Below are 25,395 nucleotides of genomic sequence, written 5' to 3'. Positions count from 1 at the left end.
AATCCAGATGCAATTCCGGCCAGCCACGCAGCGAACGGCTTTGTGTCAAAATTGAGTTCACACCGACTCCGGCGTCTCCAGCAACGTGCTGGCGGGGCCTTCTGGAGGCGGCTGCGCTGGACCGATACGGTCACCCCCCTTAGGAATTTTCATGAGCAGCGAACTGATCAAGCACATTTCCGACGCGTCGTTCGAAGCGGACGTCCTGCAATCCGACAAGCCCGTGCTGGTCGATTACTGGGCGGAGTGGTGCGGCCCTTGCAAGATGATCGCCCCGATCCTGGACGACACAGCCAAGGAATACGGCGAGCGCCTGCAGATCGCCAAGATGAACGTCGACGAGAACCGCGACGTGCCGGCCAAGTTCGGCATCCGTGGCATCCCGACGCTGATGCTGTTCAAGGGTGGCCAGCTGGCCGCCACCAAGGTTGGCGCCCTCAACAAGGCCCAGCTGACCCAATTCATCGACGCTCATCTATAATCTGCCTCGTTGTACCGGTTGAGTGCGTGGCGACACGCCTCAACCGCTGCTACACCCAAGGCGACAGGCCCCTCACGCCCGGATCCTCCCGGATCCCCGGCGCGTGAAGTTCACGGCCCCCAGCTCCCACCAACAAGTTTGTTGTTCCACACTGTCTCGGCACTCCAGCCTGCAGACGGTCTGTGACGCCAGGTCCGGCCTTCGCCGTACCCGACACCCGAGGGTGATCAGATGCATCTTTCAGAACTGAAAGCGCTTCATGTCTCCGAGCTCATTCGCATGGGCGAAGAGCTGGAAATCGACAACGTCGCTCGCCTGCGCAAGCAGGAGCTGATGTTCGCGATCATGAAAAAGCGCGCCAAGGCCGGCGAACAAGTGTTCGGCGACGGCGTGCTTGAAGTGCTGCCAGACGGCTTCGGTTTCCTGCGCTCGATCGACAGCAGCTACATGGCGTCGACCGACGACATCTACCTGTCGCCGAGCCAGATCCGCCGCTTCAACCTGCACACCGGCGACATGATCGAAGGTGAAGTACGGGTGCCCAAGGACGGTGAACGCTACTTCGCGCTGGTCAAGGTTGACCGCGTGAACGGCCTGTCGCCCGAGGAGAGCAAGCACAAGATCATGTTCGAGAACTTGACGCCGCTCTTCCCGAAGGAAGCGTTCAAGCTCGAGCGTGATGGTCTGCGCAGCGAAGACAACATCACCGGCCGGATCATTGACCTGATCGCACCGATCGGCAAGGGCCAGCGCGCCCTGCTGGTGGCACAGCCGAAGACCGGCAAGACCGTGATGATGCAGAAGCTGGCGCATGCGCTGGTGGCCAATCACCCGGACGTGCACCTCATCGTGCTGCTGGTCGACGAGCGCCCGGAAGAAGTGACCGAGATGGTCCGAACGGTTCGCGGCGAAGTCATTTCCTCCACCTTCGACGAGCCGGCGGCCCGTCACGTGCAGGTGGCCGAAATGGTCATCGAACGTGCCAAGCGTCTGGTCGAGCTGAAGAAGGACGTGGTCATCCTGCTGGACTCGATCACCCGTCTGGCCCGCGCCTACAACAACGTGCTGCCGTCGTCCGGCAAGGTGCTGACGGGTGGCGTTGACGCCAACGCCCTGCAGCGCCCGAAGCGCTTCTTCGGTGCTGCACGCAATGTCGAGGAAGGCGGCTCGCTGACCATCATCGGCACGGCCCTGATCGACACCGGCTCGAAGATGGACGAAGTCATCTACGAGGAATTCAAGGGCACCGGCAATTGCGAAATCCACCTGGATCGCCGCATGGCCGAGAAGCGCGTGTATCCGTCCATCCAGATCAACCGCTCCGGCACGCGCCGTGAAGAGTTGCTGCTGAAGCCGGAAATCCTGCAGAAGGCCTGGATCCTTCGCAAGCTGCTCTACCCGATGGACGAGATCGAGGCGATGGAGTTCATCCTCGACAAGATGAAGTCCTCCAAGAACAACCACGACTTCTTCGACATGATGCGTCGGGGTGGTTGAGCAAGGCAGGCACCGCCCATGAACAATTCATGGGCACCGGCGCAGTTCGCTGCGCTATAATCCACGTTTTTCCGCTGTCGGAAAGTGCGCTGTGCATGGGGCCGGCGTGGCTACTGGCTCATTCAGCGATGAAGGAAGGCGCTCAGCGCCAAAGAAAGCCATGAAAGAAGGCATCCACCCGAACTACCGCGACGTTGTGTTCGTGGACCAGTCCAACGGTTTCCAGTTCGTGACGCGTTCGTGCGCCCCGACCCGTGAAACCATCACGCTGGAAGGCCGCGAGCTGCCGCTGTTCAAGCTGGAAACCTCCAGCGAGTCGCACCCGTTCTACACCGGCCAACAAAAGAGCGTGGACACCCTGGGTGGCCGCGTCGAAAAGTTCCGCAACAAGTTTGCGCGCGTCGGCATCAAGAAGTAATGGCGGTGCCGGCTGCCCTCACGGGCGTTCGCCGGTCCTCCCGTACTCCGCAGAAGGCAGCCATCCGGCTGCCTTTTTTATTGCCCGCTCACCTCTGCGCGGCAAGGAAGTCACGCCTGTCTTTGGCATCATCCTGACGTGAACCAGCCTACCCCCGCCCTCGTCACCCAACGCGCCGCCGGGCGACTGCCTCGCCTGGCCCTGCTGCTGTTCTGCGCTGCCTATGTGTTGCCCGGTCTCTTCGGCCGCGACCCCTGGCGCAATGCCGACCTCACCGCCTTCGCCACCATGCAGGCGATCGCCGAAGGCCGCACGCCGTGGTTGGCCCCGGCTCTCGGTGGGGTGGGGGTCGACAGCGCGCTGCTGCCGCACTGGCTCGGCGCTTTGGCCATCCAGTTGTTCGGCTCCTTCATCGACCCTGCACTGGCAGCCCGCCTGCCTTTCGGCGCCCTGCTGATCCTGACGCTGGCCCTGGTCTGGTATGCCACCTTTCACCTGGCTCGCACTGAAGCTGCGCAGCCCGTCGCCTTTGCCTTTGGCGGCGAAGCGGACCCCGTTGACTACGCCCGCGCACTGGCGGATGGCGCCCTGCTGGCCACCATCGCAACACTGGGCCTGCTGCAACTGGGCCACGAAACAACGCCGGAGCTGGTGCAGCTCAGCGAAGTGAGCCTGTTGATGTGGGGGCTGGCTGCAGCTCCGCACCGCGCCTGGGCCGCGCGCATCGCCATGCTGGCGGCGATCATCGGCCTGGCAGCGAGTGGCGCGCCCAGCCTGGCGCTTGCGCTCGGCGTGTGCGCCATGGTGATCACCGCCAGGTCGAGCTTTGCCGGCGTGCGGCAGATGCTGCCGTGGTTGATGGCCGCCACCGGCCTGGCCGCCCTGCTCAGCACGCTGACCCAAGCCTGGCACTGGCGTGTCGATCTGCAAGCCCACGCAGACGATGTGTTTGGCCAGCTCCGACTGCTGCTGTGGTTCACCTGGCCCACCTGGCCCCTGGCCATGTGGACGCTGTGGCGCTGGCGTCGCCATTGGGGCCGGCGCCATATCGCCGTGCCCGCCACGATGGCGGCGATCGCCCTGCTCGCCTCGATCATCATGGGCGGCTCTGACCGCGCCCTGATGCTGGCCACGCCAGCACTCGCGGTGCTGGCAGCCTTCGCCCTGCCCACGCTGCAACGCAGCGCCAGCGCCGCAGTCGACTGGTTCTCGGTATTTTTCTTCAGCGTGTCCAGCCTGGCCATCTGGATCATCTACGCCTCGATGCACTGGCAGGTGCCTGCCAAGCCGCTGGCCAACATCCAGCGCCTGGCGCCGGGGTTTCAACCGTCGTTTTCGCTGCTCGCGCTAATCTTGGCCGCTGCTGCAACCGTGGCCTGGATGTGGCTGGTGCGCTGGCGCACCTCGCGCCACCGCCACCCTTTGTGGAAGTCGATGGTGCTGCCCGCCAGCGGCGTGGCGTTGTCATGGCTGTTGACGATGACCTTGCTGCTGCCGGTGCTGGATTACGCACGCAGCCCGCGGCCTTTGGTGGCCCAGCTCACGCGTTTGGTGCCGGCCGGCAGTTGCGTGCGCGCACCCGGCCAGTCGCGGCCGCAAGTGGCTGCCTTGGAGGTGTTTGGTGACTACGACGTGCGCCTGCGCGCGGACGCACAGACCAAGCTGGATGGCTGCCCTTGGCTGTTGCTGCAAGGAAAGAGCCTGAGCCCACCAGCGACGCCGGAAGGCTGGACCTTGCTGGGTCGCCTGCGCCGCCCGACCGACCGCGCAGAGACCACGTCGGTCTACCAGCAAGCGCTCTGAAGGCAGGAGGCGCTTGCGGCTCTCAGCCGTCAGGCGCTCGCCGGGTCAGCCGGCTGCCAGCGCTGCCGATTCCGCTGTCACCCGCACCCGGCTGCTCGGCAGCAGCAAGGCGAAGCAGGAGCCTCGGCCCACCTCGCTGGTGATCAGCAACTCGCCCCCATGGCGCTGTGCCACGTGCTTCACGATGGCCAGGCCCAGGCCCGTACCGCCGGTGTCGCGTGAGCGGCTGCCGTCGACCCGGTAGAAGCGCTCGGTCAGGCGTGGCAGGTGTTCGGCTGCAATGCCCGGCCCGGTATCTCGCACGCTCACAAGCAGCGCACCGTCCTCACGGACATGTGTATTCACCGACACGGCACCGCCCTCGGGCGTGTAGCGCACAGCGTTGTTGACAAGGTTGGAGACGGCGCTTTGCCACTCCGCCTCGATCACGGCCAGGTCACACTGCCCGTTCCAGTCGAAGCTCAGCTGGTGACGGCCGGCCGACAACTGACGCGCTTCCGCTTCCACGCCGTGGCCGATACCTTGCCACGCCACCCATTGATCAAGCGGTGGCCGCGGGTTGCCTTCGAGGCGCGCCAAGGCCAGCAAGTCGCCCACCAGCGCCTGCATGCGGCGGGTCTGCTGGTTCATCAGGGTCAGCACGCGCTGGCGCTCTGACTCTGACAGCGGCAACTGCGTCATCGTCTCGACAAAGCCCGACAGCACGGTCAGAGGTGTGCGAATCTCATGCGACACGTTCGCCACAAAATCGCGGCGCGTCGCCTCGGCACGCTCACGCGCCGTCACGTCCTGGGTCAGCAAGAGCCGCAGGCCGTCACCGTACATGCGCACAGTGACCGACAACAAGCCCTGGCCCGCCGGACGCGGAATCAGCACAGGATGGTCGAACTGGTTGGCATGCAGGTGGGTAACGAACCCCGGTGCACGAACCAGGTTCGTGATGCGCTGCATCAGGTCGCGCTGCAGGTTCAGGCCGAGGTGCTCGGCGCCCATCGCGCTGCACCAGGTGATCTGCTCCTGGGCATTCAGCAGCACGATGCCGTTGGGCGACGCCTCGATCGCCGACAGGAACTCGGCAAGACGCTCCTGCTCCTGACGCATGTGCTTCTCGCGGGAGCGCAAGGCGCGTTCCGTTCGCAGCGACAGATCGCCCCAGAAGCCCTTGAGGTTCGGACTGGCCTCGTCAGGCTCGCTGCTCAGCCAGCCCAGCACCAGGCCGCCGCGCCAGCCGTCCAGGGCCGCCAGCAGCAGCGCCGCGATGGCGGCACCCAGAACGGCACCCAGTTCAGGCAGACGCCATTGCAAACCAATGCGCTCGCCCAGCCAGGCGCCCAGGCCGGCCATCACGGCCGCCAACAGCACCCTCGGCCAGAACCAGAACATGGTGGCCTTCTCGCGACCTGACGACGGCATCAGGCAGCAGAGGCGGTGAGTTGCTGGGTCAGGCGATAGCCCGCACCACGAACGGTTTCGATCATGTGCGAGCACTGGGCAGGCAGCAGGGCCTCGCGCAGGCGCTTCACATGCACATCCACCGTGCGCTCTTCAATGAAGACATGGTCGCCCCAGACGCGGTCCAGCAACTGGGCACGGCTGTGCACGCGCTCGGGGTGCGTCATGAAGAAATGCAGCAGGCGGAACTCGGTCGGGCCCAGCTTGATGTCGACGCCAGCGCGGCTGACGCGGCGGGTCGACGGATCAAGGCGCAGGCCGCCCACTTCCACTGCCGAGTCCAGGGCCTCCGGCAGGCGGCGGCGCAGCACCGCACGGATGCGGGCCAGCAGCTCCTGGGTGGAGAACGGCTTGGTCAGGTAGTCATCGGCGCCGGCATCCAGGCCAGCCACCTTGTCAGCCTCGTCAGCTCGGGCGGTCAGCATGATGATCGGCAGCTCGCGGGTGCGCGATTCACCGCGCCACCGCCGGGCCAGCGCCACGCCGGACTGACCCGGGAGCATCCAGTCGAGCAGCGCCAGATCAGGCAGCACGGCGTCGATGGCGGCCTGAGCCTGGTCCGCCGTTTCAGCCAGCGTCACCTCGAAACCGGCGTGACGCAGGTTGATGGCGATCAGCTCGGCAATGGCCGACTCATCTTCCACCACAAGCACATTGGGCATCGTGAACTCCGGGGTTGGCGATCAGTTGCGCTGCAGAGCAACCTGCTCGACAGCCTCAACCGGGTTGTGGCGGACGTCGGTGCCCTTGACGATGTAGATGATCTGCTCAGCCAGGTTCTTGGCATGGTCACCGACGCGCTCGATGGCCTTGGCCACGAACACGAGGTCGATGCTGGCGGAGATGGTGCGCGGGTCTTCCATCATGTAGGTGATCAGCTTGCGCATCAGACCGTCGAATTCCTGGTCGATCTGGTTGTCGCCCTTGATGACGTCGAGGGCCTGCACCGTGTCCAGACGTGCGAAGGCGTCCAGGGCCTTGCGCAGCGAAGCGGTGGCCAGGTCGGCCTCGAAGGACACGTCGGCCACCGGCAGACGCAGGCGGCTGAAGACACCCGTGTTGATCAGGCGCTGCACGGTGCGTGCGATGCGGGCAGCTTCGTCGCCCACGCGCTCGAGGTTGCCGATCGTCTTGGAGATGGCGATCAGCAGGCGCAGGTCACGCGCCGTCGGCTGGCGGCGGGCGATGATGGTGGACAGGTCGGCATCGATCTCGACCTCCAGCTGGTTCACTCGCTCCTCGATCTGCAGGACCTGGGTCGCGGTCTCAGCGCTGAAGTTGGTCAGCGCGTAGATCGCCTGGGCCACCTGGGACTCCACCAGGCCGCCCATTTCCAGGACGCGGGTGGAAACGCCGCTGAGTTCGGCGTCGAACTGCGTGGACAAATGCTTGTCGCTCATTGATCTGCTCCCTGGCTCAGCCGAAACGGCCGGTGATGTAGTCTTCGGTTTCTTTCTTCTGCGGCTTCATGAAGAGGTCGCGCGTCGGGCCGAACTCGATCAGGTCGCCCAGGTACATGTAGGCGGTGTAGTCGGAGACCCGAGCTGCCTGCTGCATGTTGTGGGTGACGATGGCCACGGTGTAGTCGCTCTTCAGTTCCTGGATCAGCTCTTCGACCTTGCCGGTCGAGATCGGGTCCAGCGCCGAGCACGGCTCGTCGAGCAGCAGCACTTCAGGCTTGATGGCGATGCCACGGGCGATGCACAGGCGCTGCTGCTGACCACCCGACAGGCCGGAGCCGCTCTGGTTGAGCTTGTCCTTGACCTCGTTCCACAGCGCAGCCTTCTTCAAGGCCCATTCAACGCGCTCGTCCATCTCGACGCGCGAGAGGTTCTCGAACAGCTTCACGCCGAAGGCGATGTTGTCGTAGATCGACATCGGGAACGGCGTCGGCTTCTGGAACACCATGCCGACCTTGGCACGGATCAGCGACACGTCCAGGCCGCGGTCCAGCACGTTGGTGCCGTCCACCAGGATCTGGCCTTCAGCGCGCTGCTCGGGGTAGAGCTCGAACATGCGGTTGAAGGTGCGCAGCAGCGTCGACTTGCCACAACCCGACGGGCCGATGAAGGCGGTGACCTTCTTGTCGGGGATGTCGAGGTTGATGTGCTTCAGCGCGTGAAAGCTGCCGTAATAGAAGTTCAGGTCGCGCACCGTGATTTTGGATTTCTCGGTCACGGGGAGGTTCACTTTGGCGTCCATGGCTCAGGATTCCTTGATATTTCAGTTCTGCTTGCGGAACATGACCCGCGCGAGGATATTCAGTGCGAGCACACCCATGGTGATCAGGAACACGCCTGCCCAGGCGAGCTTCTGCCAGTTTTCATAGGGGCTCATCGCAAACTTGAAGATGGTGACCGGCAGGCTCGACATCGGCTCCGACAGGTTGGTCGACCAGAACTGGTTGGACAGCGCGGTGAACAGCAGCGGCGCCGTTTCGCCAGCGATGCGGGCCACGGCCAGCAACACACCCGTCACCACACCCGAGCGTGCCGACTTCAGCGTGATCGACAGGATCACCTTCCACTTCGGGGTGCCCAGCGCATAGGCCGCTTCACGCAGGGCGTTCGGCACCAGCGCCAGCATGTTCTCGGTGGTGCGGATGACCACCGGAATGACGATCAGCGCCAGGGCCAGCACACCAGCCCAGCCGGAGAACGACTTGAAGCGCGACACCACCACGGCGTAGACGAACAGGCCGACCACGATCGAAGGCGCCGACAGCAGGATGTCATTGATGAACTGGGTCACGCGGCCCAGCCAGGTGCGCTGGCCGTACTCAGCCAGATACACACCGGCCATGATGCCGATCGGCGTGCCGATGAAGGTGGCCAGAGACACCATGATCAGCGAGCCGTAGATGGCATTGGCCAAGCCACCGACCTCTTCCTGTGGCGGCGGGGTCATCTCGGTGAAGACCTGCCAGCTCAGGCCACCCACGCCGAGGCGGAAGGTTTCCCAGAGGATCCACAGCAGCCAGAACACCCCGAAGGCCATGGCGGCCAGGGACAGCACCAGAGCGACGGCGTTGACACGCTTGCGGCGTGCGTGCATGGCCAGGCGGCCAGCATCCATCGTGACAAGACTCATGACCGGGCTCCTTCACTCTTCTTCAGGCGGCTCAGCAGCAGCTTGGAGAAGGACAGCACCACGAAGGTGATGAAAAACAGGATCAGGCCGAGGTAGATCAGCGAGGCCTGATGCAGGCCGTCGCCCGCCTCGGCGAACTCATTGGCCAGCGCAGACGTGATGCTGTTGGCCGGCTCGAACAGGGAGAGCGAATACAACTGGTTGGTGTTGCCGATCACGAAGGTGACGGCCATGGTTTCACCCAGCGCGCGACCCAGACCCAGCATCACACCGCCCACCACACCGGTCTTGGTGAAGGGCAGCACCACGCGCCACATGACTTCCGTGGTGGTGGCACCCAGGCCGTAGGCGGATTCCTTCAGCATCGGCGGGGTCACCTCGAACACGTCGCGCATCACCGAGGCGATGTACGGAATGATCATGATGGCCAGGATGATGCCGGCCGACAGCAGGCCAATGCCCACCGGCGGACCCGACACCAGGGCACCCAGCACCGGCACGCCCTTGAGCGCAGCCTGCAGCGGCTGCTGCACATAGGTGGCCAGGATCGGACCGAACACCATCAGGCCCCACATGCCGTAGACGATGGAGGGCACCGCAGCCAGCAGCTCGACGGCCACGCCCAGCGGGCGCTTCAGCCAGTTCGGCGAAAGCTCGGTGAGGAAGAAGGCGATGCCGAAACTCACCGGAACAGCGATCACGAGCGCGATCAGCGAGGTGATCAGCGTGCCGTAGATCATGACCAGACCGCCGTAGCTGTTGCTGACCGGATCCCAGTCAGAACGCCACAGGAAGGACAGGCCGTATTCACGGATCGCGGGCGACGCGCCGTAGATGAGCGACAGCAGAATCCCGAACAGCAGACTCAAGGTCAGCCAGGCGGCGGCCTTGGCCGTGAGCGCGAACAAGCGGTCCGCCCAGGGCGACGTCAGGCGACGGTCTTCGGGTTGGCCGGCCGGCAGGGTGCGGCCGGAAGAAGCGTTGGAGGGCAGAGGGCTGGCAGACATGGTGGCAGTCACTGTGGGGGACTCCCGATGATGAAGCAAAAAGGCGCCGGTCCGTCAACTCCGGGCAGACCGACGCCTGTTGGGCATCACGCTTGAGGCGTGACGATCACTTGTAGGCGACGGCCTTGCCAGCGGTGTCCTTGATCTGCGCTTCCCACTGCTTGCGCACCAGGCCCTTGACGGCGTCCGGCAGCGGCACGTATTCCAGATCAGCGGCGGTCTTGTCGCCGTTGTGGTACGCCCACTCGAAGAACTTCAGCGCGGCGCTGGCGGTGTCAGCCTTGGCTTGCGACTTGTGCATCAGCACGAAGGTGGCACCGGTCAGGGGCCAGGATTCCTTGCCAGGCTGCTCGGTCAGGATCTGGTAGAAGGTCTTGTTCCACTCGGCGCCGGCAGCGGCAGCCTTGAAGTTCAGGTCGTCCGGGCCCACGAAGGCGCCGTCCTTGTTCTTCAGCAGCACGTGCGACATCTTGTTCTGCTTGGCATAGGCGTACTCGACGTAGCCAATCGCGTTCGGCAGACGCTGCACGTAGGCGGACACGCCTTCGTTGCCCTTGCCGCCCACGCCCACCGGCCAGTTCACGGCAGTGCCTTCGCCAACCTTCGACTTCCAGTCAGCGCTGACCTTGGTCAGGTAGTTCGTGAAGATGAAGCTGGTGCCCGAACCATCGGCGCGGCGAACCACGGCGATGTCGGCGTCCGGCAGGGCCACGCCAGGGTTCAGGGCCGTCAGAGCGGCATCGTTCCACTTGGTGATCTTGCCCAGGTAGATGTCAGCCAGCAGCGAGCCGGTCAGCTTGATCTGGCCACCGGTGATGCCCTTGATGTTCACGACGGGCACCACGCCACCGATGACAGTGGGGAACTGCACCAGGCCGTCAGCGGCCAGCTGCTCGTCCTTCAGGGGCATGTCGCTGGCACCGAAGTCGACCGTCTTCGCCTGGATCTGCTTGATGCCGGCACCCGAACCCACCGATTGGTAGTTGATGCGTGCGCCAGTGGCCTTGTTGTAGCCGTCGGCCCACTTGGCGTAGAGCGGTGCCGGGAAGGTGGCGCCAGCGCCGGTCACATCCTGGGCTTGAGCGCCCACGGCAAACGCCATCAGGGCGGCGCTGAACGAAAAACGGACTGCGGTGCAAACCATGGTCAAACCTTTCTTGCGTATGGAGACAACAGCCAGATGACTGCACTGACACCAATGTAGAAAGGTAATGTGACACCTCTATGACATCTATGACAACCCCGTCGCTTGAAGGCCGGGGCTGTCACGAATCAGTCATTCGACAGCCTTTGAGGGTGCTCAGCCCTGGTTGACCGCTGCCACCAGCCGCTCGGCCAGCGTCTTGGCGCGCACGGCGTCCTGCGCCTCCACCATCACCCGCAGCACCGGCTCGGTGCCGGAAGCACGGATCAGCACCCGGCCCGTCCGGCCAAGCTCCTCGGTGACGGCACGGGTTTCGTCCGCAAGCCGCGCGTTGCTGCGCCAATCGGTACCGGGCGCCATGCGGACGTTGATCATGGTCTGCGGGAACAGCGTGACGCCCTGAAGGAGCTCCGCCAAACTCTTGCCGCTGCGCTGCACGGCCTGCAGCACCTGCAGGGCGCTGACGATGCCGTCGCCGGTGCTGTGGCGGTCGAGTGCCAGCAGGTGGCCGGAGCTTTCGCCGCCCAGCAGCCAGCCACGCTGACCCAGCTCTTCCAGCACATACCTGTCACCGACCTTGGCGCGAACCAGATCGATGCCCTGATCAGCCAGCGCCACTTCCACGGCCATGTTCGTCATCAGCGTGCCGACGACGCCCGGCACCGCCTCGCCCTGGGCGCGGCGGTCCATGGCCATCACATACAGCAGCTCATCGCCGTTGAACAGGCGCCCGGTGTTGTCCACCAGCTGCAAACGATCGGCGTCACCATCGAGTGCGACGCCCACGGCAGCGTTGTTGGCCCGCACGGCATCCACCAGCGCCTGTGGCGACGTGGCGCCAAAACCGGCGTTGATGTTCGTGCCATTCGGCGCATTGCCAATGGCGACCACCTCGGCGCCCAGCTCGTGAAAGACCGCCGGCGCGACCTGGTAGGCGGCGCCATGGGCGGCATCCACCACCACTTTCAGGCCCTTCAGCGTCAGCTCGCCCGAGACCGTGCTCTTGCAGAACTCGATGTAGCGGCCCTGGGCGTCGGTCAATCGACGCGCCCGACCCAGCCGTGCTGAATCTACCCACTCGGGCGGCTTGGTCAGCTCCGCTTCGACCGCCTCTTCCCAGGCGTCCGGCAGCTTTTCGCCCTTGGCCGAGAAGAACTTGATGCCGTTGTCAGGGTAGGCGTTGTGCGACGCACTGATCACCACCCCCAGATCAAGGCGCAACGCGCGGGTAAGGTAAGCCACACCCGGCGTCGGCAGCGGGCCGGTCAACAGCACGTTCACGCCGGCAGAGGCGAAACCAGCCTCCAGCGCAGATTCCAGCATGTAGCCCGAGATGCGGGTGTCCTTGCCGATCAAGACCGTGGGCACACGCCCGGACTGGCGCTGCTGGAGCACCCGGCCCACCGCATGTCCGATGCGCAGCATGAAATCGGCGGTGATGGCGCCCTGCCCCACCGTGCCACGAATGCCATCGGTACCGAAATATTGTCTTTTCATGTTGTCCTCCTGAATTTGAACGGTCGGCGCTCAGGCCTGCCCCAGTCCGGCGGCCTGCCAGACTTTGACCGCGTCCACGGTAGCGGCCACGTCGTGCACCCGCACGATGCGCGCGCCGAGCTGAATCGCTGCCAAGGCTGCAGCCACGCTGGCCACCATGCGCTCACCCGCGGGGCGGCCAGTGACCTGGCCCAGGGCGCCCTTGCGTGACCAGCCGACCAGCAAGGGCCGGCCCAGCGACTGCAACTGCGCCTGGGCGCTGAACAAGGTGAGATTGTGGTCGAGCGATTTGCCGAAGCCGTAGCCCGGGTCCAGCGTGATGCGCTCGAGTGCGATGCCGGCCGCGGCGGCGCGGGCCAGCTGCGCAGCCAGGAAGTGCTGCACCTCACCCAACACATCAGCGTAGGCCGGCGCCACCTGCATGGTGTCGGGCTGACCTTGCATGTGCATCAGGCACACGCCACAGCTGGCGTGCGCTGACACTGCCTGCAGGGCACCGGGCCACTGCAAGGCGCGCACGTCGTTGATGATGTCGGCGCCAGCCTCCAGCGCCGCGCTGATCACCTCGGGGCGGCTGGTATCGACCGACACAGGCACGCCGAGGGTGACAGCATGACGAACCACCGGCAACACCCGAGCGAGCTCGTCCTCCACAGCCGGCGGCAAGGAACCAGGCCGGGTGGATTCGCCACCGATGTCCAGAATGTCCACGCCCTCGGCGACCATGCGGTCACAGGCCTCGATGGCTGAGCGTGCGCTGAAGTGCAAGCCGCCGTCCGAAAACGAATCGGGTGTGGTGTTGACGATCCCCATGACCTGCGGACGGGTCAAGTCAATGCGGAATCGGCTGGTTTGCCAACAAGAGCCCATGAATGCTTCAACGGCTGTGGGAACAGGGCCGCCAGCAAGGGCAAGCCGGGAATGAGGAACGGGGCCTCTCGGCCCCGTCGCAGGCGATTGAGCTCGCCCGAGTATGGTTGTGCAGCGTCAGGCGGCTGCCGGTGCGCTTTCCGGGTTGACCGGCGGGGTCGGGCCGCCACCGCCCTTGTTGCTGGACGGCGTCCAGTCCTTCGGCGGCCGCGGCGGCTTGCCATTCATGATGTCCTCGATCTGCTCGCCGTCGATGGTTTCCCATTCCAGCAAGGCCTTGGCCATCGCGTGCATCTTGTCCTGGTTGTCTTCGATGTGCTTGCGGGCAATCGAATACTGCTCATCGATGATGCGGCGGATGACCGAATCGACCTTGCGCATCGTCTCTTCAGACATGCTGGTGGTCTTGGTCACCGAGCGGCCCAGGAAGACTTCACCTTCGTTTTCGGCGTAGACCATCGGGCCCAGCTCGTCCGTCATGCCGTAACGCGTGACCATGTCGCGGGCGATGGCCGTGGCACGCTCGAAGTCATTCGAGGCACCGGTGGTCATCTGATGCATGAACACCTCTTCGGCGATTCGGCCACCGAACAGCACCGAGATGGTCGAGAGCATGCGCTCCTTGTCCATGCTGTAGCGGTCGCCTTCAGGCAGCTGCATCGTCACACCCAGGGCGCGACCACGCGGAATGACCGTCACCTTGTGGACCGGATCGGTCTTGGGCATCAGACGCGCCACCAGCGCATGGCCTGCTTCGTGGTAGGCCGTATTGCGGCGCTCTTCCTCGGGCATGACCATGGACTTGCGTTCAGGGCCCATCATGATCTTGTCCTTGGCCTTCTCGAAGTCGACCATCTCCACCACCCGGCCATTGCGGCGGGCGGCGAACAGGGCAGCTTCGTTGACCAGGTTGGCCAGATCGGCACCGGAGAAACCAGGCGTGCCGCGGGCCAGGATGTCAGCACGGATGTCTTGTCCGACCGGCACCTTGCGCATGTGCACATTCAGGATCTGCTCACGGCCGCGCACGTCCGGCAGCGTCACGTAAACCTGGCGGTCAAAGCGGCCCGGGCGCAGCAGCGCGGGGTCGAGAATGTCCGGACGGTTGGTGGCCGCCATGACGATCACGCCGAGGTTGGTTTCGAAGCCGTCCATCTCGACCAGCATCTGGTTGAGGGTCTGCTCGCGCTCGTCGTTGCCGCCGCCCAGGCCAGCGCCACGGTGGCGACCCACCGCGTCGATTTCGTCAACGAAGATGATGCACGGCGCACTCTTCTTGGCTTGCTCGAACATGTCGCGGACACGGGCTGCACCCACGCCCACAAACATTTCAACGAAGTCAGAGCCCGAGATGCTGAAGAACGGCACCTTGGCTTCACCGGCGATGGCCTTGGCCAGCAGGGTCTTGCCAGTGCCCGGAGGGCCAACCAGCAGCACGCCACGCGGAATGCGACCGCCCAGCTTCTGGAACTTCTGCGGGTCTTTCAGGAAGTCGACGAGCTCCTTCACCTCTTCCTTGGCTTCGTCGCAGCCGGCGACGTCAGCGAAGGTGGTGGCGTTGTTGGCTTCGTCGAGCATGCGGGCCTTGGACTTGCCAAAGCTGAACGCACCGCCCTTGCCGCCGCCCTGCATCTGGCGCATGAAGTAGATCCACACGCCGACCAGCAGCAGCATCGGGCCCCACGACAGCAGCAGGCTCGTCAGCAGGCCCTGCTCTTCACGGGGGCGCACTTCGAACTTCACGCCGCTGTTGATCAGGTCGCCCGACAGGCCACGGTCAAGCATCGTGCCCGTGGTGCGGATCTTCCGGTCGTCGGTGGTGGTGGCGGCAATTTCAATGCTGCCGGCACCTTCCTGGATCACGACGCTCTTGATGCGCCGGTTGCGCACTTCGTCGAGGAATTCGGAATAGCCGATCTGGCCAGCCGGCACCGATGTCTTGTCAAACTGCTTGAACACAGTGAACAACACAAAAAGGATCACCCCCCATACGGCGATCTTCGACATCCACTGATTGTTCACCGCGGCTCCTTCAATTGATCCATGTACGCTGACGCAGACAGAAACTTCTGTGCATCGATACACCGCATATGGGGGCGATTCTAGACGAGTCAAGCCCCCGCGATGCCCGGAACTGGCCCCTGTGCAGAGTCAACTTTCACAGGTCAAGCCTCAGTCTCAGCGCTTCTTGAGACCCAGCCCGATCAAAAAGGTTTCAGACGAACGATCCCTCGAGGACTTCGGCTTGAACGTCTTGACGACCCGGAACGTGCTCTTGAACAAGGCCACGCAGGGCTCATAGGCGCCGCCATGAAAGATCTTGGCAACCAGCGCACCCTCGGGCTTGAGGTGGTTGGAGGCGAAGTCGATGGCCAGCTCGATCAGGTTCTGGATGCGCGCAGCGTCGGTGCTGGCCACGCCGGACAGGTTCGGCGCCATGTCGGACACCACCACGTCGACAGGCCGGCCGGCCAGTTCTGTTTCGAGCTGAGTCAAGACGGCGTCCTCGCCAAAATCGCCCTGGATGAAGGTCACACCGTCGATCGGCGCGAAATCCAGCAGGTCAAGGGCGATGATGGTGCCATCGAGCTGGCCCGTGGCGGCACCGCCTACACCCGCCACCTTGGGCGCAAACCGACGTCGGAGATACTGGCTCCAGGCGCCGGGGCTGGCACCCAGGTCGACCACCACCTGGCCAGGCCGGAACAGGTTGAATGCCTCGTCAATCTCCTTGAGTTTGAACGCGGCGCGGGCCCGGTAACCTTCCTTTTGCGCCAGACGCACCCAGGGGTCTGTGACATGGTCGTGCATCCATGCCTTGTTGACCTTCTTGCTTTTTGTGTCGATTTTCATGTTGAGGGGATAATACGAGGATGTCTGCGATACAACTCACGCCTGCCGAACGCAAAGATAAGCGCGGCGACGCCCACCACCTCGATCCGGTCGTCATGATCGGGTCCGAGGGACTGACCCCCGCCATCATCAAGGAAACCGATGCCGCACTCAAAGCGCACGGCTTGATCAAGATCCGCGTTTTCTCCGATGACCGCGTCGCCCGCGAAGCGATGCTGGTCACGCTGGCCGACCAGCTTGATGCTGCGCCGATCCAGCACATTGGCAAGCTGCTGGTGCTCTGGCGGCCCATGCCGCCGAAGGAAAAAGCTGAAAACCCCGAGCGCAAGCCCGGCTCACGCTCCGTGAAGCTGGTGACCTTTGCCAAGGGCAGCCCGCGCCCCACCGTCAAGACGGTCACGGTGCACGGCAACCAACGGGTGACTGTCGGTGGCCAGATCAAGCGCACCCGGGTGCGCGCGACCAGCGTCAAGAAGAAGGCCCAGAGCCGCTGAGCCCTGGCGCTCTCCGCCGCTGAGCATCACCCAAGCGCCCACCCGGGCGCTTTTTTTCGTCCGGCCGTGTAGCACCGGCCGCAGGTGTCAGCGTGACCTGCCTGAGGGACGCACAGCCAGCACGGCGAGCCAGCACACGGCCAGCATCTTCACGCCGAACAAGCCCAGGCTGATGGCATGCAACTGGCCGAAGCTCAGCGCCCCCTGCCCGAGGCGCGCCTGCGCCATCAAGGGCTGCAAGGCGTAATAACCAACCACCGTGCACGCCAGCGTCAGCAGCGACAGCATCACAGGGGCGGTGAACGGGCTCGCCACGTCGCCATCGGGCTCGGCCAGAGTGCGACGCCGCTCCAGCATCAGCACCACAACAGCCAGCAACAGGCTGAGTGGCGCCTCACGGGCAAACATGTGGCCAACCACCCGTCCGGCATCTGCGCTGGCCAAGGTGGCGAAAGGCGCCGGCGTGGCCAGAAAGGCGATGCACAACAGCACCCCGGCCCACACGGGCGGGGTCAGGCGTCGAACGGTGTCGTGCCAGGTCGACATGCGTGTCAGAGGTAGCGAACCGTCACCACTTCGTAGTGGCGCAGGCCACCGGGTGCGCGCACTTCGGCGACGTCACCTTCAACCTTGCCGATCAGGGCGCGGGCGATGGGCGAGCTGATGGAAATCAGGCCCAGCTTCAGGTCCGCCTCGTCGTCACCGACGATCTGGTAGGTGACCTTGGCACCGGTGTCTTCATCTTCCAGATCGAGCGTGGCGCCAAACACCACGCGACCACCGGCGTCCAGCGTGCTCGGGTCGATGATCTGGGCGGCAGCCAGCTTGCCTTCGATCTCGAGGATGCGGCCTTCAATGAAGCCCTGCTTGTCCTTGGCGGCGTCGTACTCGGCGTTTTCAGACAGGTCGCCCTGAGCGCGCGCTTCGGCAATCGCCTGGATCACGGCATGCCGCTCGACGGTCTTCAGACGATGCAGCTCGTCCTTGAGCTTTTCAGCGCCGCGCTTGGTGATGGGAATGGTGCTCATGGGGAATGGATCACGTGACTCAAAATGCAAACCGCCGCCACCGGTCCGGAAGGACCGCATGGGCGGCGGAGCGCTGATGGCGGCAGTGTAGTGCAGATCAGAGGAATCAGGCCTCCAGCGTGACCCTCATGCCGGCACGTCTCAGCCCAGCGCCTTGTGGAGTTCCTGCAGCGACAGGACCTGCAGATCGTCCTGGTGCTTCAGGGCTTCGGTCGCGGCTTCGCAGCCGGCCATCGTGGTGTAGTAGGTCACACGGTTGGCCAGGGCTGCCGTGCGGATGTAGCGCGAATCAGCGATGGCCGTGCGCGTTTCATCCACCGTGGTGAACACCAGCTGGATGTCGCCGGCCTTGATCAGGTCGGCGATGTGCGGACGACCGTCCTTGACCTTGTTCACCACCTTCACCGGCACGCCGGCTTCGGCGATGGCCGCAGCCGTGCCCTTGGTGGCCACCACGTTGAAGCCCAGATCGACCAGTTCGCTGGCGATCTTCACCGCGCGGTCCTTGTCGTTGTTCTTCACGGTGATGACGACCGTGCCCTGCTCGGGCAGGCGCGAGCCCGCACCCAGCTGGCTCTTCAGCATGGCTTCGCCGAAGCTGTAGGCCACGCCCATCACCTCGCCGGTGGAGCGCATTTCCGGGCCAAGAATCGGGTCGACGCCCGGGAACTTGTTGAACGGGAACACGGCTTCCTTGACGCTGAAGTACGGCGGAATGACCTCATGGGGCACCTGGCCGTCCTTGCCGCGCTGGTCCACCAGCTTCTGGCCAGCCATGCAGCGGGCTGCAATCTTGGCCAGCGGCTGGCCGGTGGCCTTGGAGACGAACGGCACGGTGCGCGAGGCACGCGGGTTCACTTCCAGCACGTAGACGATGGCGTCATCGCCTTCGCCCTGGATGGCGAACTGCACGTTCATCAGGCCGATGACCTTCAGGGCCTTGGCCATCTCGGCGGTCTGGCGGCGCAATTCGTCTTGCAGCGACTTGGACAGCGAATACGGCGGCAGCGAGCAGGCGGAGTCGCCCGAGTGCACGCCAGCCTGTTCGATGTGTTCCATGATGCCGCCGATCATGACGTCGACGCCGTCGCTGATGCAGTCGACGTCCACTTCGATGGCGTCATCGAGGAAGCGGTCCAGCAGCACCGGTGACTTTTCCGAGACGCGGACGGCTTCGCGCATGTAGCGTTCCAGGTCCTTGTCGCCGTGCACGATTTCCATCGCGCGGCCGCCCAGCACGTAGCTCGGGCGCACCACCAGCGGGTAGCCGATTTCCTGGGCCAGCTTCAGCGCGGCTTCCTCGGTGCGGGCCGTGCGGTTCGGCGGCTGCTTCAGGCCGAGCGTGTGCAGCAGCTGCTGGAAGCGCTCGCGGTCTTCAGCCACGTCGATGCTGTCTGGCGTGGTGCCGATGATGGGCACGCCGGCACGTTCCAGATCAAGCGCGAGCTTCAACGGGGTCTGGCCGCCGTACTGCACGATCACGCCAACCGGCTGTTCCTTGGCCACGATTTCCAGCACGTCTTCCAGCGTCACCGGCTCGAAGTACAGGCGGTCGGAGGTGTCGTAGTCGGTGGAGACGGTTTCCGGGTTGCAGTTGACCATGATGGTCTCGTAGCCGTCTTCGCGCATGGCGAGGGCAGCATGGACGCAGCAGTAGTCGAACTCGATGCCCTGGCCGATGCGGTTCGGGCCACCGCCCAGCACCATGATCTTCTTCTTGTTGGTCGGCTCGGCTTCGCATTCCTCGTCGTACGTGGAATACATGTAGGCCGTCTGCGTGGCGAACTCGGCCGCGCAGGTGTCGACACGCTTGTAGACCGGACGCACACCCAGCGCGTGGCGCTTGGCGCGCACTTCATGCTGGTTGGTGCCCAGCAGCTTGGCCAGGCGGCGGTCGGAGAAGCCCTTGCGCTTGAGGAAGTACAGCTCGGCCTTCGACAGGCTTTCCAGCGTGCGGCCGCCCAGGGCTTGTTCGGCCTGGATGATCTGCTCGATCTGGGCCAGGAACCAGGGGTCGATCGCCGTTTCCTCGAAGATCTCTTCCAGGGTCATGCCGATGCGGAAGGCGTCGCCCACGTACAGGATGCGCTCCGGGCCGGCCTCGCCGATTTCCTCGACGATCTCTTCGCGGTCGGTCGAGCGCTCGCTCAGGCCGTCGATGCCGGTTTCCAGGCCGCGCAGGGCCTTCTGGAACGATTCCTGGAAGGTGCGGCCCATGGCCATCACCTCGCCCACCGACTTCATCTGGGTGGTCAGGTGCGAATCAGCGGCCGGGAACTTCTCGAAGGCGAAACGCGGGATCTTGGTGACGACGTAGTCGATCGACGGCTCGAACGACGCCGGGGTCACGCCACCAGTGATGTCGTTGCGCAGCTCGTCCAGGGTGTAGCCCACGGCCAGCTTGGCAGCGATCTTGGCGATCGGGAAGCCGGTGGCCTTGGAGGCCAGCGCCGACGAGCGAGACACGCGCGGGTTCATCTCGATGACCACCATGCGGCCGTCGCGCGGGTTGATCGAGAACTGCACGTTCGAGCCGCCGGTGTCCACGCCGATTTCGCGCAGGATGGCGATCGAGGCGTTGCGCAGCAGCTGGTATTCCTTGTCGGTCAGCGTCTGGGCCGGGGCCACGGTGATGGAGTCACCGGTGTGGATGCCCATCGGGTCCAGGTTCTCGATCGAGCAGACGATGATGCAGTTGTCCGCCTTGTCGCGAACCACTTCCATCTCGTACTCTTTCCAGCCGATCAGCGATTCTTCGATCAGCAGTTCCTTGGTCGGCGAAAGGTCCAGACCACGCTTGCAGATCTCTTCGAACTCTTCCGGGTTGTAGGCGATGCCGCCACCCGTGCCGCCGAGCGTGAAGCTGGGGCGGATCACCATCGGGAAGCCGGAGCCGCCGATCTCGGCCAGGATGCTCTTCTGGACTGCCCAGGCCTCTTCCATCGAGTGGGCGATGCCCGACTTCGCGGAGCCGAGACCGATCTTGGTCATCGCATCCTTGAACTTCAGGCGGTCTTCAGCCTTCTCGATGGCGTGCTCGTTCGCGCCGATCATCTCGACGTTGTACTTGGCCAGCACGCCATGCTTGTGCAGATCAAGCGCACAGTTCAGCGCGGTCTGACCACCCATGGTCGGCAGCACCGCATCCGGGCGCTCCTTGGCGATGATCTTCTCGACCACCTGCCAGGTGATGGGCTCGATGTAGGTGACGTCGGCCGTGTCCGGGTCGGTCATGATGGTGGCAGGGTTGCTGTTCACCAGGATGACGCGGTAACCCTCTTCACGCAGCGCCTTGCAGGCCTGGGCGCCCGAGTAATCAAACTCGCAGGCCTGGCCGATGATGATCGGGCCGGCGCCAATGATCAGGATGCTTTTGAGGTCGGAACGCTTAGGCATGGTCTTTTCTTTTCAAATTGTTCGAGCGCGGGCTCAGCCGATGCTGGCCGTGGCGAGCTTGGCACCGAAGCCAAGGAACAGCGCTCCGACACCGGAGGCCGCCAGGCTGGCGGTGCGGCGTCTGGCAGCGAACGCTGCGGACAACCGGGCACCAGCAAAAATCAGCACCGACAGGTAGACGGCGCTGCAGGTCTGCGCGATCAGCCCCAACCCGAGGAAGGTCAGCGCAGGCTGCGGGTAGGCAGGATCGACAAACTGGATGAAGAACGACACGAAGAACAGGATGGCCTTGGGGTTCAGCAGGCTGATGAACAGCGCCTTGCGGAACGGCTGGCTCAGATCCAGCGCAGCGGTGGTGTCAGCAGACACCTGACCGCGCCAGCGCCGCCAGGCACCGATCAGCAACTGCACCCCCAGCCAACCCAGGTAGGTGGCACCCACCACCTTGATCACCAGGAACAGCGCCGGCACCGCCTTCAGCAGCGACGCAGCACCCAGGGCCGCCAGCAGCATCAGGATGGCATCGCCGAGGAACACGCCGCAGGCACCGGCATAACCGGGCCGCACACCGCGCCGCGCCGCCACCGACAGCACGAACAAGGAGTTCGGCCCCGGCAGCAGAACGATGGCGATCGTTCCCAGCACGTAGGTTCCAAGGTCAGTGATGCCCAGCACAGCCGCGTGTCCTTCGATGTCGCTCGGTGTCGTTCAGCGCTTGTTGTCCGCCATCAGACCGGTGAACCGGTCAAACAGGTAGGCAATGTCGTGCGGGCCGGGCGAGGCTTCCGGGTGACCCTGGAAGCAGAACGCCGGCTTGTCGGTGCGGGCCAGGCCCTGCAGCGTGCCGTCGAACAGGCTGATGTGGGTCGGGCGCAGGTTGGCCGGCAGCGAGTCAGCGTCCACCGCAAAACCGTGGTTCTGGCTGGTGATCGACACGCGCTGGTTGTCCAGATCCTTCACCGGGTGGTTCGCACCGTGGTGGCCGAACTTCATCTTGAAGGTCTTGGCGCCTGAAGCCAGGGCCATGATCTGGTGACCCAGGCAGATACCGAAGGTCGGGATGCCGGTGTCGATCAGGGTCTTGGCGGCCTCGATCGCGTAGTCGCAAGGCTGGGGGTCGCCCGGGCCGTTCGACAGGAAGATGCCGTCCGGCTGGTACTTCAGCACGTCGGCAGCAGGCGTCTTGGCCGGCACCACCGTGACCTTGCAGCCGCGCTCGGCCAGCATGCGCAGGATGTTGCGCTTCACGCCGAAGTCATAGGCCACGACATGGAACTTGGGGTTGGTCAGCGTGCCGTAGCCGGGCGTGCCGTCTTCGCGGGCCAGCTTCCACTCGGTCTCCACCCACTCGTAGGGCTGAGCCACCGTCACCACCTGCGCCAGATCCTGGCCCGCCATGTTCGGCGCGCCCTTGGCGCGGGCGATGGCGTCGGCGATGTCGGCCTCGGTCACTTCATGACCAACAGCGAACGTCGCGATGCAGCCGTTCTGGGCGCCCGTGGTGCGCAGAACGCGCGTCAGGCGACGCGTGTCGATGTCGGCAATGGCCACGGTGCCTTCGGCACACAGGTACTCGGACAGCGTCTGCGATTGACGGAAGTTCGAGACTCGGACCGGCAGATCTTTGATGATCAAGCCAGCGGCATGGACTTTCTGCGCCTCGACGTCCTCGAAGTTGACGCCGTAGTTGCCAATGTGCGGGTACGTCAGGGTGACGATCTGCTGGCAGTAGCTCGGGTCAGTGAGGATTTCCTGGTAGCCGGTGAGCGCGGTGTTGAACACCACTTCACCGACCGTGTGGCCGTTAGAGCCGATCGAGGTGCCGGAAAAGACCGTGCCGTCTGCGAGTGCAAGGATTGCGGGGGGCAGTACGGGCAGCAAGGGGGGAACTCCGGTGTTCGCACGCCCAGCCCGCTGCCCGCGCGCTGTCCGTCTCACGTCGGAAGCGTCAACGCCGGGCTCGGCAAGGAAGGTCAAAAGCGAGATTTCGCTGGGCGGCTTATGTTTTGGGGTAAACCCGCTGAGTATAGCCGACTCCACCTGATGACGCCAGTCTGACACCGATCAAAGGGCCTCTGCCTGACGATTCCGCACTGCACGGGAACTAGAATCGTCGCAATGGTGTCTCACACCGCATGGCATGGCATTGCTGCTGTATGCCGGATCATTTCTGGAGGTTCCATGAATCAAGACCTGCACATGGTGCAAGACATTTCCGCCGGCGGTTCGTCGACGGCACAGCGCAACCGCGTGCTGCGCAACACCTACGGGCTGCTGGCCCTGTCGATGGTGCCGACCGTTATGGGCGCCTGGCTGGGTGTGGCCACCGGAATTTCAGCCGCCATGGGTTCGGGCATGAGCCTGGTGGTGTTCATGGTCGGCGCGTTCGGCTTCATGTTCGCCATCGAGAAGACCAAGAACTCGGCTGCCGGCGTGCCGGTGCTGCTGGCGTTCACCTTCTTCATGGGTTTGATGCTCGCCCGCCTGCTCGGCATGGTGCTGGGCTTCAAAAACGGCACGTCGCTGATCATGATTGCCTTCGGCGGCACGGCTGGTGTGTTTTTCGCCATGGCCACGCTGGCGTCGGTCATCAAGCGTGACCTGTCGGGCATGGGCAAGTTCCTGATGATCGGCGCGGTCGTGGTGTTCGCGGTCGGTCTGATCAACTTCTTCTTCCAGTCCACCGCGCTGATGCTGACGTTGTCGGCGGTGTGCATCGCGCTGTTCTCGGCGTTCATGCTCTACGACATCAAGCGCGTGATCGACGGCGGCGAGACGAACTACATCTCTGCCACGCTGGCCATATACCTTGACATCTACAACGTGTTCCAGAACCTGCTGGTGCTGCTGGGCGTGCTGGGTGGCGAGCGCGACTGATCTCGGCAACGGCTGAAAATCAAAAAGGGGCTCCTCGGAGCCCCTTTTTCATTGGCGCGGCGAAGCGACTCAGGCGCGCTCGAACACCGCCATGCTTTCGACGTGTGCCGTGTGCGGGAACATGTTCACCGCCCCCGCCATCACGCAGCGATAACCCGCCACATGCACCAGCAGGCCCGCATCACGCGCCAGCGTCGCCGGGTTGCAGCTGACATACACGATGCGCGACGGCGGCGTCCAGCCCTCGCGCGGCTCGGTCTGCAGATCAGCCAGCGCCTTGACCAGCGCAAACGCGCCTTCCCGCGGCGGATCAACCAGCCACTTGTCGGCCTGGCCGTAGGACACCAGATCGTCGGGCGACAGCTCGAACAGGTTGCGTGCTTCGAAGCGCGCCTTGTCAGCCAGTCCGTTCAGCGCAGCGTTCTGGCGTGAACGAGCCACGAGCGCTTCGCTGCCTTCGATGCCCAGCACCGACCGGGCGCGCGTGGCGATCGGCAATGTGAAGTTGCCGAGGCCGCAGAACCAGTCGATCACGTGTTCGGTCGGCTGAGCGTCCAGCAGACGCAGCGCACGCCCGACCAGCACCGTGTTGATGTGGTGGTTGACCTGTGTGAAGTCGGTCGGCTTGAACGGCATGCGCAGGCCGAATTCCGGCAGCGTGTAGGCCAGCTCCGGGCCACCTTCGTCGAGCAGATGCACCGTGTCCGGGCCCTTGGGCTGCAGCCACCACTGCACGCCATGCACGGCGGCAAAGTCGCGCAGGCGCTGCTTGTCGGCCTCCGACAGCGGCTCGAGATTGCGCGCCACCAACGCCGTCACGCCGTCGCCGATGGCCAGCTCGATCTGCGGCAGCAGCTCACGCGCATCCATCGAGCCGACCAATTCGCGCAGCGGCATCAGCATGTTGCTGACATGGCGCGGCAGCACCTCGCACTGCTGCATGTCGGCCACGTAGCGTGACTTGCGCTCATGGAAGCCCACCAGCACCGTCTGCTTCTTGGCCACCCAGCGCACCGACAGGCGCGCCCGGTACCGGTAACCCCAGGTCGGGCCTTCGATCGGGCGCAGCAGTCGCTCGGCCTTGACCTTGCCAAGGTGCGACAGGTTGTCTTCCAGCACGCGCTGCTTGATGGCCACCTGGGCGGCACCATGCAGGTGCTGCATCTTGCAGCCGCCACAGGCACCTGCATGCAGACCGAAATGCGGGCACCCGGGCTTCACGCGCTGGGCGCTTTCCTGGCGCAGCTCGCGCAGGGTGGCCTGTTCCCACTGGTTCTTCTTGCGGCCCACGTCCACAAGCGCCTGCTCACCCGGCAAGGCGCCTTCGATGAACACGACCTTGCCTTCGGTGTTGCGGGCCACGCCCTGGGCGTCCATGTCGAGCGACTCGACGGTCAGCCATTCGTCCTTCAATGTCATGGGCGTGATTATCCGTGGTTGGATCTGCAAACAGGAAAGCCGCCCGCAGGCGGCCTTGTATGGGGGTGG

The 25,395-nt window shown here is 64.4% G+C and carries 23 protein-coding genes; 6 read left to right on the top strand and 17 right to left on the bottom strand.

Going from position 1 to position 25,395, the window contains the following annotated elements; all coding sequences use genetic code 11:
* Positions 1–151: 151 nt before the first annotated feature.
* The 4 genes from trxA (at position 152) to AACH00_RS05655 (ending at position 4,199) form a co-directional block, all read left to right on the top strand.
* A complete protein-coding gene (gene trxA / locus AACH00_RS05670; protein ID WP_341398118.1) occupies positions 152–481 on the top strand; it encodes a thioredoxin TrxA in 330 nt (109 codons plus the stop codon).
* A gap of 231 nt (positions 482–712) precedes the next feature.
* A complete protein-coding gene (gene rho, locus AACH00_RS05665) occupies positions 713–1,978 on the top strand; it encodes a transcription termination factor Rho (protein ID WP_341398117.1) in 1,266 nt (421 codons plus the stop codon).
* Between the two features lie 160 nt (positions 1,979–2,138).
* Positions 2,139–2,396 carry a type B 50S ribosomal protein L31 gene (locus tag AACH00_RS05660; RefSeq protein ID WP_341398116.1) on the top strand — a complete coding sequence of 86 codons (258 nt, stop codon included), beginning with the start codon at positions 2,139–2,141 and terminating at the stop codon, positions 2,394–2,396.
* A 138-nt stretch (positions 2,397–2,534) separates the two neighbouring features.
* Positions 2,535–4,199, top strand: coding sequence for a hypothetical protein (locus tag AACH00_RS05655; protein WP_341398115.1), 1,665 nt, complete (start codon positions 2,535–2,537; stop codon positions 4,197–4,199).
* Between the two features lie 45 nt (positions 4,200–4,244).
* Here the strand turns inward: AACH00_RS05655 and phoR are convergent, their stop codons facing one another.
* The 11 genes from phoR to AACH00_RS05600 form a co-directional block, all read right to left on the bottom strand.
* Positions 4,245–5,612, bottom strand: coding sequence for a phosphate regulon sensor histidine kinase PhoR (phoR, locus tag AACH00_RS05650; protein WP_341398114.1), 1,368 nt, complete (start codon positions 5,610–5,612; stop codon positions 4,245–4,247).
* Positions 5,612–6,313, bottom strand: a complete 702-nt coding sequence (gene phoB / locus AACH00_RS05645) for a phosphate regulon transcriptional regulator PhoB (RefSeq protein WP_341398113.1) — start codon at positions 6,311–6,313, stop codon at positions 5,612–5,614. Before phoB ends, phoR begins: the two co-directional genes overlap by 1 nt.
* Positions 6,314–6,334: 21 nt before the next feature.
* Positions 6,335–7,051, bottom strand: coding sequence for a phosphate signaling complex protein PhoU (phoU, locus tag AACH00_RS05640; RefSeq protein WP_341398112.1), 717 nt, complete (start codon positions 7,049–7,051; stop codon positions 6,335–6,337).
* Between the two features lie 16 nt (positions 7,052–7,067).
* The gene (pstB, locus tag AACH00_RS05635) at positions 7,068–7,853 is read right to left on the bottom strand and encodes a phosphate ABC transporter ATP-binding protein PstB (protein ID WP_341398111.1); all 786 of its coding nucleotides are present in this window, start codon (positions 7,851–7,853) and stop codon (positions 7,068–7,070) included.
* Between the two features lie 21 nt (positions 7,854–7,874).
* On the bottom strand, positions 7,875–8,741 hold the full coding sequence (pstA, locus tag AACH00_RS05630; RefSeq protein WP_341398110.1) for a phosphate ABC transporter permease PstA: 867 nt from the start codon (positions 8,739–8,741) through the stop codon (positions 7,875–7,877).
* Entirely contained in the window at positions 8,738–9,748 is a 1,011-nt protein-coding gene (gene pstC, locus AACH00_RS05625; protein WP_341398109.1) for a phosphate ABC transporter permease PstC, read from the bottom strand. The genes pstA and pstC overlap by 4 nt, the downstream gene beginning before the upstream one ends.
* Before the next feature lie 106 nt (positions 9,749–9,854).
* Positions 9,855–10,892: a phosphate ABC transporter substrate-binding protein PstS gene (pstS, locus tag AACH00_RS05620; RefSeq protein ID WP_341398108.1), complete on the bottom strand. Its 1,038-nt coding sequence runs from the start codon at positions 10,890–10,892 to the stop codon at positions 9,855–9,857.
* A 156-nt stretch (positions 10,893–11,048) separates the two neighbouring features.
* Positions 11,049–12,389, bottom strand: a complete 1,341-nt coding sequence (gene glmM, locus AACH00_RS05615) for a phosphoglucosamine mutase (RefSeq protein ID WP_341398107.1) — start codon at positions 12,387–12,389, stop codon at positions 11,049–11,051.
* 30 nt (positions 12,390–12,419) lie between these two features.
* Entirely contained in the window at positions 12,420–13,202 is a 783-nt protein-coding gene (gene folP, locus AACH00_RS05610) for a dihydropteroate synthase (RefSeq protein ID WP_341398105.1), read from the bottom strand.
* Positions 13,203–13,376: 174 nt separating this feature from the next.
* Positions 13,377–15,281, bottom strand: a complete 1,905-nt coding sequence (ftsH, locus tag AACH00_RS05605; protein WP_341398104.1) for an ATP-dependent zinc metalloprotease FtsH — start codon at positions 15,279–15,281, stop codon at positions 13,377–13,379.
* Between the two features lie 156 nt (positions 15,282–15,437).
* Positions 15,438–16,112, bottom strand: a complete 675-nt coding sequence (locus AACH00_RS05600; protein ID WP_341398103.1) for an RlmE family RNA methyltransferase — start codon at positions 16,110–16,112, stop codon at positions 15,438–15,440.
* 20 nt (positions 16,113–16,132) lie between these two features.
* Here AACH00_RS05600 and AACH00_RS05595 point away from each other — a divergent pair, with 20 nt between their 5' ends.
* The gene (locus AACH00_RS05595) at positions 16,133–16,606 is read left to right on the top strand and encodes a YhbY family RNA-binding protein (RefSeq protein ID WP_341398102.1); all 474 of its coding nucleotides are present in this window, start codon (positions 16,133–16,135) and stop codon (positions 16,604–16,606) included.
* 87 nt (positions 16,607–16,693) lie between these two features.
* Here the strand turns inward: AACH00_RS05595 and AACH00_RS05590 are convergent, their stop codons facing one another.
* From AACH00_RS05590 to carA, 5 genes are all read right to left on the bottom strand, one after another.
* Entirely contained in the window at positions 16,694–17,152 is a 459-nt protein-coding gene (locus AACH00_RS05590) for a DUF4149 domain-containing protein (RefSeq protein WP_341398101.1), read from the bottom strand.
* A 5-nt stretch (positions 17,153–17,157) separates the two neighbouring features.
* Entirely contained in the window at positions 17,158–17,634 is a 477-nt protein-coding gene (greA, locus tag AACH00_RS05585; protein ID WP_341398100.1) for a transcription elongation factor GreA, read from the bottom strand.
* A gap of 141 nt (positions 17,635–17,775) precedes the next feature.
* Positions 17,776–21,030 (bottom strand): carbamoyl-phosphate synthase large subunit, encoded by a 3,255-nt coding sequence (carB, locus tag AACH00_RS05580; protein WP_341398099.1) that lies wholly within the window; start codon positions 21,028–21,030, stop codon positions 17,776–17,778.
* Between the two features lie 33 nt (positions 21,031–21,063).
* Positions 21,064–21,705 (bottom strand): leucine efflux protein LeuE, encoded by a 642-nt coding sequence (gene leuE, locus AACH00_RS05575; protein ID WP_341398098.1) that lies wholly within the window; start codon positions 21,703–21,705, stop codon positions 21,064–21,066.
* A 33-nt stretch (positions 21,706–21,738) separates the two neighbouring features.
* Positions 21,739–22,911, bottom strand: coding sequence for a glutamine-hydrolyzing carbamoyl-phosphate synthase small subunit (carA, locus tag AACH00_RS05570; RefSeq protein ID WP_341398097.1), 1,173 nt, complete (start codon positions 22,909–22,911; stop codon positions 21,739–21,741).
* A gap of 300 nt (positions 22,912–23,211) precedes the next feature.
* Between carA and AACH00_RS05565 the strand changes: the two genes are divergently transcribed.
* Positions 23,212–23,907: a Bax inhibitor-1 family protein gene (locus AACH00_RS05565; RefSeq protein ID WP_341398096.1), complete on the top strand. Its 696-nt coding sequence runs from the start codon at positions 23,212–23,214 to the stop codon at positions 23,905–23,907.
* 69 nt (positions 23,908–23,976) lie between these two features.
* On the opposite strand, the gene rlmD is transcribed toward AACH00_RS05565, so the two are convergent.
* Positions 23,977–25,326: a 23S rRNA (uracil(1939)-C(5))-methyltransferase RlmD gene (rlmD, locus tag AACH00_RS05560; RefSeq protein ID WP_341398095.1), complete on the bottom strand. Its 1,350-nt coding sequence runs from the start codon at positions 25,324–25,326 to the stop codon at positions 23,977–23,979.
* Positions 25,327–25,395 lie beyond the last annotated feature (69 nt).

It is taken from the genome of Ideonella margarita (genome assembly GCF_038066635.1).
Lineage (GTDB): Bacteria > Pseudomonadota > Gammaproteobacteria > Burkholderiales > Burkholderiaceae_C > Ideonella > Ideonella margarita.
The sequence above is the reverse complement of the archived record's forward strand: the minus strand, read 5'-3'. Positions and strand labels throughout refer to the sequence as shown.

Excerpts from the sequence above, each read along its gene's own strand:
- AACH00_RS05595 (WP_341398102.1), top strand. The coding sequence starts at position 16,133 with ATGTCTGCGATACAACTCACGCCTGCCGAACGCAAAGATAAGCGCGGC.
- phoR (WP_341398114.1), bottom strand. The coding sequence starts at position 5,612 with ATGCCGTCGTCAGGTCGCGAGAAGGCCACCATGTTCTGGTTCTGGCCG.
- carB (WP_341398099.1), bottom strand. The coding sequence starts at position 21,030 with ATGCCTAAGCGTTCCGACCTCAAAAGCATCCTGATCATTGGCGCCGGC.
- pstC (WP_341398109.1), bottom strand. The coding sequence starts at position 9,748 with ATGTCTGCCAGCCCTCTGCCCTCCAACGCTTCTTCCGGCCGCACCCTG.
- AACH00_RS05660 (WP_341398116.1), top strand. The coding sequence starts at position 2,139 with ATGAAAGAAGGCATCCACCCGAACTACCGCGACGTTGTGTTCGTGGAC.
- pstB (WP_341398111.1), bottom strand. The coding sequence starts at position 7,853 with ATGGACGCCAAAGTGAACCTCCCCGTGACCGAGAAATCCAAAATCACG.
- AACH00_RS05600 (WP_341398103.1), bottom strand. The coding sequence starts at position 16,112 with ATGAAAATCGACACAAAAAGCAAGAAGGTCAACAAGGCATGGATGCAC.
- greA (WP_341398100.1), bottom strand. The coding sequence starts at position 17,634 with ATGAGCACCATTCCCATCACCAAGCGCGGCGCTGAAAAGCTCAAGGAC.
- glmM (WP_341398107.1), bottom strand. The coding sequence starts at position 12,389 with ATGAAAAGACAATATTTCGGTACCGATGGCATTCGTGGCACGGTGGGG.
- trxA (WP_341398118.1), top strand. The coding sequence starts at position 152 with ATGAGCAGCGAACTGATCAAGCACATTTCCGACGCGTCGTTCGAAGCG.
- AACH00_RS05565 (WP_341398096.1), top strand. The coding sequence starts at position 23,212 with ATGAATCAAGACCTGCACATGGTGCAAGACATTTCCGCCGGCGGTTCG.
- rho (WP_341398117.1), top strand. The coding sequence starts at position 713 with ATGCATCTTTCAGAACTGAAAGCGCTTCATGTCTCCGAGCTCATTCGC.
- phoU (WP_341398112.1), bottom strand. The coding sequence starts at position 7,051 with ATGAGCGACAAGCATTTGTCCACGCAGTTCGACGCCGAACTCAGCGGC.
- pstS (WP_341398108.1), bottom strand. The coding sequence starts at position 10,892 with ATGGTTTGCACCGCAGTCCGTTTTTCGTTCAGCGCCGCCCTGATGGCG.
- rlmD (WP_341398095.1), bottom strand. The coding sequence starts at position 25,326 with ATGACATTGAAGGACGAATGGCTGACCGTCGAGTCGCTCGACATGGAC.
- folP (WP_341398105.1), bottom strand. The coding sequence starts at position 13,202 with ATGGGGATCGTCAACACCACACCCGATTCGTTTTCGGACGGCGGCTTG.
- pstA (WP_341398110.1), bottom strand. The coding sequence starts at position 8,741 with ATGAGTCTTGTCACGATGGATGCTGGCCGCCTGGCCATGCACGCACGC.
- phoB (WP_341398113.1), bottom strand. The coding sequence starts at position 6,313 with ATGCCCAATGTGCTTGTGGTGGAAGATGAGTCGGCCATTGCCGAGCTG.
- AACH00_RS05590 (WP_341398101.1), bottom strand. The coding sequence starts at position 17,152 with ATGTCGACCTGGCACGACACCGTTCGACGCCTGACCCCGCCCGTGTGG.